The sequence below is a fragment of the Pseudonocardia sp. genome (genome assembly GCF_025465255.1).
GTDB lineage: Bacteria > Actinomycetota > Actinomycetes > Mycobacteriales > Pseudonocardiaceae > Pseudonocardia.
Window position 1 is genome coordinate 1 of the sequence record NZ_JAODNI010000032.1, and the last position, 4,467, is coordinate 4,467.

Consider the following 4,467-nt stretch of genomic DNA (forward strand, 5'->3'; position numbering starts at 1 on the left):
CGTCGATCACCTTGTGCGACGCGATGCCGTACACGAACGCCAGGAACGGTCGCCCCTGGACGCGGTACCCGGGTAGGGCCGTCAGCACGGCCAGACACACCTCCTGCGCGACGTCGTCCGCCGAGACCGAGGCGCGGTCCATCCGTCCGAACCGGGCGCGGCAGTACCGCACAACCAGTGGTCGGATGGTGGCCAGTACACGTTCGACCGCTCTGCGGTCACCTGTAGTCGCAAGGGCCACCAGCTCGTCGGGAACGTCTGTTGCTTCACTGATTTGGCCCCCTCCTCCCGGCTCATGACGGAGTCGGCTTCAATTGGCGACTCGATACGTCGTCCTCATGTTGCCGATTCATGCCCGACACTTCGTCGGTCTCTTCGTCTGCCCGGCGCTGCGGCCGTCTCGGAGGGAGAGCAGCGAAGGCTCTGATCGTCGCGGTGCTCGACTCCGTCGCCCTCGCGATCCTGGGCGTCCCGTGGGTTCATCGTGATGACCTCGGTAGGCACGTTCGGCTCCCCCGCCGAATGGCAGGCCAGGCGCCCACGGTTCGGCGGGCAGGAACGCGGGTCGTCACCGGAGGGTCAGGCCGCCGACCCCGCCAAGGCCTGCAGCGCGCCGTACGTACCGTTGAAGACGTTCTGGTCGCCGACCAGGGTGCCGGAGCTGGCATACTGCCAGAACGCGTAGTGGCTCCAGGCGTAGGGCAGCGGACCCACGGCCGGCGCGTACCCGGCCACCCACAGCGAGTTGGTGCTGCTCATGTCGGCGAGGTCGCCGGTGCACTGGCTCCACCACGTGGTCGAGGTGTAGATGGTCGGCCATCGGCCGGTCCGGGCGTGCACCGTGTCGCTGAAGTCCTTCACCCACCCCACCATCTCCGCATGGCTGAGCCCGTAGCAGGTGGCGCCGTAAGGGGTGTACTCCATGTCCACCGCCGGGGGCAGCGTCCTGCCGTCGGCGCCCCCGCCGCCGCCGTTGTCCAGGAAGTAGTCGGCTTGGGTGGCCCCGTCGGATCGGTCGGGGAGGGCGAAATGGTACGCGGCGCGGAGGATGCCCGCCTCGGCGGCGCCGTTGAACTGCTGGTCGGAGTACGGGTTCGTGTAGGTGGTGCTTTCGGTGGCCTTGATGTAGGCAAACCGGGCTCCGCCGTCGTACGCGGCGGCCCAGTCGACGACGCCCTGGTGGCCGCTGACGTCCATGCCGCGAACAGCACCACTCCCCGGCACTCTCGACGCGAAGGATGCCGCTGCGTAGTTGCCCTCGTGCTTCGCGATCTGCGACCCGGCGGTGTGGTTGTCCCGTGCGGTCGGTCGCGGCATCGCGCCGGGGATGGTGGACGTCGGGGTGTGGGCGGTAGTGGCCGCGTGCGCAGGGGAATAACCCGAGAGCAACAGAGCAGCGACACACAATCCGACTGCGGCGGCACTCGTCCGACGGAGGCCGCCGGCGTTGAAGGTGGTACTCATGGTCGGCCTTTCGGCGTGCCGGCATGGACCTGCGATACATCTGCGTGTGTCTGGCAGACCCGTGCCGGGCGGGCTAATAGGAGCACCCGCTTGTCGGGAGGCGCTCGACGGGCGGCGGAGCCGTTCCCTTGGACAGTGCCACCAACAACGCCTTCGGACACCGAAGAGTCGACGCGGGGTACGCGATCTGCAGGTGCAGGTGCGGGCCGGTGGCATCTCCCGTGCTTCCGGTCAGCCCGAGCCGCTGCCCATTGGCGACTCTGCCAACAGCCGAGATGCGGGTGGCGTGGCAGTAGGTGTATTTGGCGCCGTCGTCACCCCGTAGCGTCACGCCGTTGCCGCAGCCACCGGCCTGGTAGAGCCTCGTCGCGGTACCGGAGGTGACGGCGTAGAACGGTGTTCCGGCGGCCACCGCAATGTCGATCGCGGGATAGTCGTGGTGTGGCGCGGTGAGCGAGCTCTCTATCGCGCCCTTCGGAAGTACCAAGCTGTAACCGGTCGGCCCCCGCTCGGAGGGCGGCGCGTCGTCATCGTCGTAGTAGTCGTCGTAGTAGTCGTCGTCGTCGTCATGGTGATGGGCGGACAACGTCGGGTACTTGCCGTCCGGGTCCGCCGCTGCCGGCGATGTCCCGACAGCGACGAGCGCGACGACGGCCAGCAACGCTGAGAGCACGAGCGAACACATTCTGTTCCAATTCCACCGGATCCGGTCGGCGTCCCCGTCCGGCGTCGCCGGTGCGCTCGTCTCCTCATCACCGTGATCTGTCATCGTTTGCCCCCGATCGAGTAGCCCTCGTGCAGTGCCCGGTTTCCGCTCGACCCCTGGCGGACATCACTGTGCTATGTCCCGATTTCCCCCGCCCCCTGTCTCGGACTGGCCGAGCCCTACTACAGATACTCGACAGCCCCTCTCGCCGTCAGGCCCATTTGCCGCCTTACCGGGGCTCCGTACGGCGGGCTTCGATAGGGGCGGGATATGGTCCGACCAGCGTCTACGGCTTCTGGCTCGGTCAGCCCGTCGCCTTCCTCGAGCACCTCGGTCGTCCGCTCGGAATGTCGGTGGCCGTGGTCGGCGACCGGGGAACAGGGCCAATGGAGACACGACCACGCTTCGTCCGGGTTCGGGCAGGCCGGGCTTCGGGCGAGAGCGACGTCGATGCGGAAGTAGGCCTTCTCCGTGCGTCTGGCCCTGCGAGGTCGCATGATGGCGGACAGGCCGGTCGGTGACGCCGAGTTGCTCCGCAGGCTGGAAGTGGACCCATTGCAGCGGCTGTCCTGATCACTCGCAACCGGCTGGACGCGGGCACGTGATGGGTGATCATTCCGCGTGCCGACATTCGACGAAGTCGGTGTCGTGAAGGGACCCCGTCAGCCGGACCAAACCGGCGTCAGCTTGACCACGCGGGGGTTACTGCTGCTCGTTGGCCGCCTTGTACTGCTCGTCTGTAACGGTGCTGCCGTCGCTGTCGCCGGTACCTTCGAGCATGGCGAGATGGCAAGGTGGGTCAGCGGATCGGCTGAGGAACATCGTATAGACGAGCAGCGTGAGACAGACCGCTGCCGGTCGCGGCGACAACCGGTTGGCAGTGCCTACAGCTTGTGGTGACAGCTGGGGTTTTGCGCGACGCGCGGCTATCTCCCTTGTGCGAAGAAGATGTCGGTGTTGCCGCCTTGACCGATCGCTTCCCATGTCGCATAGACATCGTTCCCGGACGCTGCTATCTGCGACTGAACAGCCCCGATGGCAACGTTCAGCTTCTTCGGCGGATATGTTCTTTCCGTACGCCACGGCCTGTGGAGGTTCAGCATCCTGATTTGGAGTTCCGGCGATTGATTGGGGGGACCAGACGTTGTCACGATCCTCCTCCTCTCTCGGAGTGGACGCAGCTGTCACGACCTCAGGCTGGGGACGCGTGGCGGGGCCGACGAGCCGCCGTTCAGGTGGCGAGCCAGGGCTCGCCGAATTGACGCGGCTCTATCGTGGCCTTAGGGCGCAACCTCGCCACCCCGCTCTCCTCATCCGCCACCTTGATCGACCGCGCCGTAACCTCTACCGTCGGTCCACGAGGCCGGCGGCCGTCCGAGCTATTTTGAGACTCATAGGATCGCCGGCCGCGGGAGTGTGCCGGTGCTCGTGTATGCCCCGCGCAGCGATTAGGTATTGGGCCCCGGCGATGCTGTCTCGGGCCCACCGGGAGGTTCGGCAGCACCGTCAGATCCGTCGCTGCCCCGATTAGGCTCAGGTGCCACCTCCACCTTGGGATCCTCCTGAGCCGTTGCCAGCTCAGATCAGCTGCTGTACCTCACAAGCGCGCTGAGAGGGCCACGAACGTTTCCTGCCGAAGGTGGGTCAACATGGAGGGACGCTGTGCATGCCTCCTCTGGAATGTCTAGGACGTGGCATCCCCAGCGTTGATTGTGACATTGATGACGGAACCGGCCCGCCGAGGAAACGGCCTGTGACGACCAAGCTGGGTAGAGCGGTCGGCTGCGGAACCGTGAGGAAGTGGAACGATCGATCGATCGGAGGATTGGGGTCGGCCCCTGCTTGTGCGTCGACGTAGAGTGCGTCGGCTCTGCGCCGCACACCGCTAGCGATGCTCAGTCCGGCCCCAGACGCGCGAGCCGCGCCTGCTGCGCTAGCGGCCAGATGTGGCTGGACCGGACTGCCCCAAGGGTCTGAGCCCCGCAACGAACGACAGTGCCCCACCCCGCGGCCCCGAAGGCTGCAAGGCGGGGCCCAACACTGCAACGGCAGTTGCTTGACATGATGGTGGATCATGTCATGTGTGGTTGTCGATGTCGTGATGGCCGAGTTGGATCGGTTGCATGCCCGGGTGGCGGGCCCGGTTCGCGCGGGCGGAGCCGCGGGATCAGGTGCGGGCCTACGTGTCCGGGCTGGTCGCGGGCCTGGAACGGAAGAACGGCTGGACCCTGGCCGAGCGCGCGGGTGAGGTGTCGCCGGACGGGGTGCAGCGGCAGTACTCGGGCACCGCCGGGCGG

General features: G+C 66.8%; 3 protein-coding genes and 1 pseudogene. 1 reads left to right on the forward strand and 3 read right to left on the reverse strand.

The window, feature by feature from the left end; genetic code table 11:
- The 3 genes from JWP64_RS03355 to JWP64_RS03365 form a co-directional block, all read right to left on the reverse strand.
- On the reverse strand, nt 1-274 hold a 274-nt coding region (locus JWP64_RS03355; protein ID WP_297492120.1), incomplete at its 3' end, for a sigma factor.
- A 305-nt stretch (nt 275-579) separates the two neighbouring features.
- Complete coding sequence (locus tag JWP64_RS03360) at nt 580-1,197, reverse strand: GH25 family lysozyme (RefSeq protein WP_366889317.1); 618 nt, start codon at nt 1,195-1,197, stop codon at nt 580-582.
- Between the two features lie 340 nt (nt 1,198-1,537).
- Entirely contained in the window at nt 1,538-2,137 is a 600-nt protein-coding gene (locus tag JWP64_RS03365) for a M23 family metallopeptidase (RefSeq protein ID WP_297492119.1), read from the reverse strand.
- 2,116 nt (nt 2,138-4,253) lie between these two features.
- Between JWP64_RS03365 and JWP64_RS03370 the strand changes: the two are divergent.
- A pseudogene (locus tag JWP64_RS03370) lies at nt 4,254-4,467 on the forward strand (hypothetical protein); the annotation flags it as partial.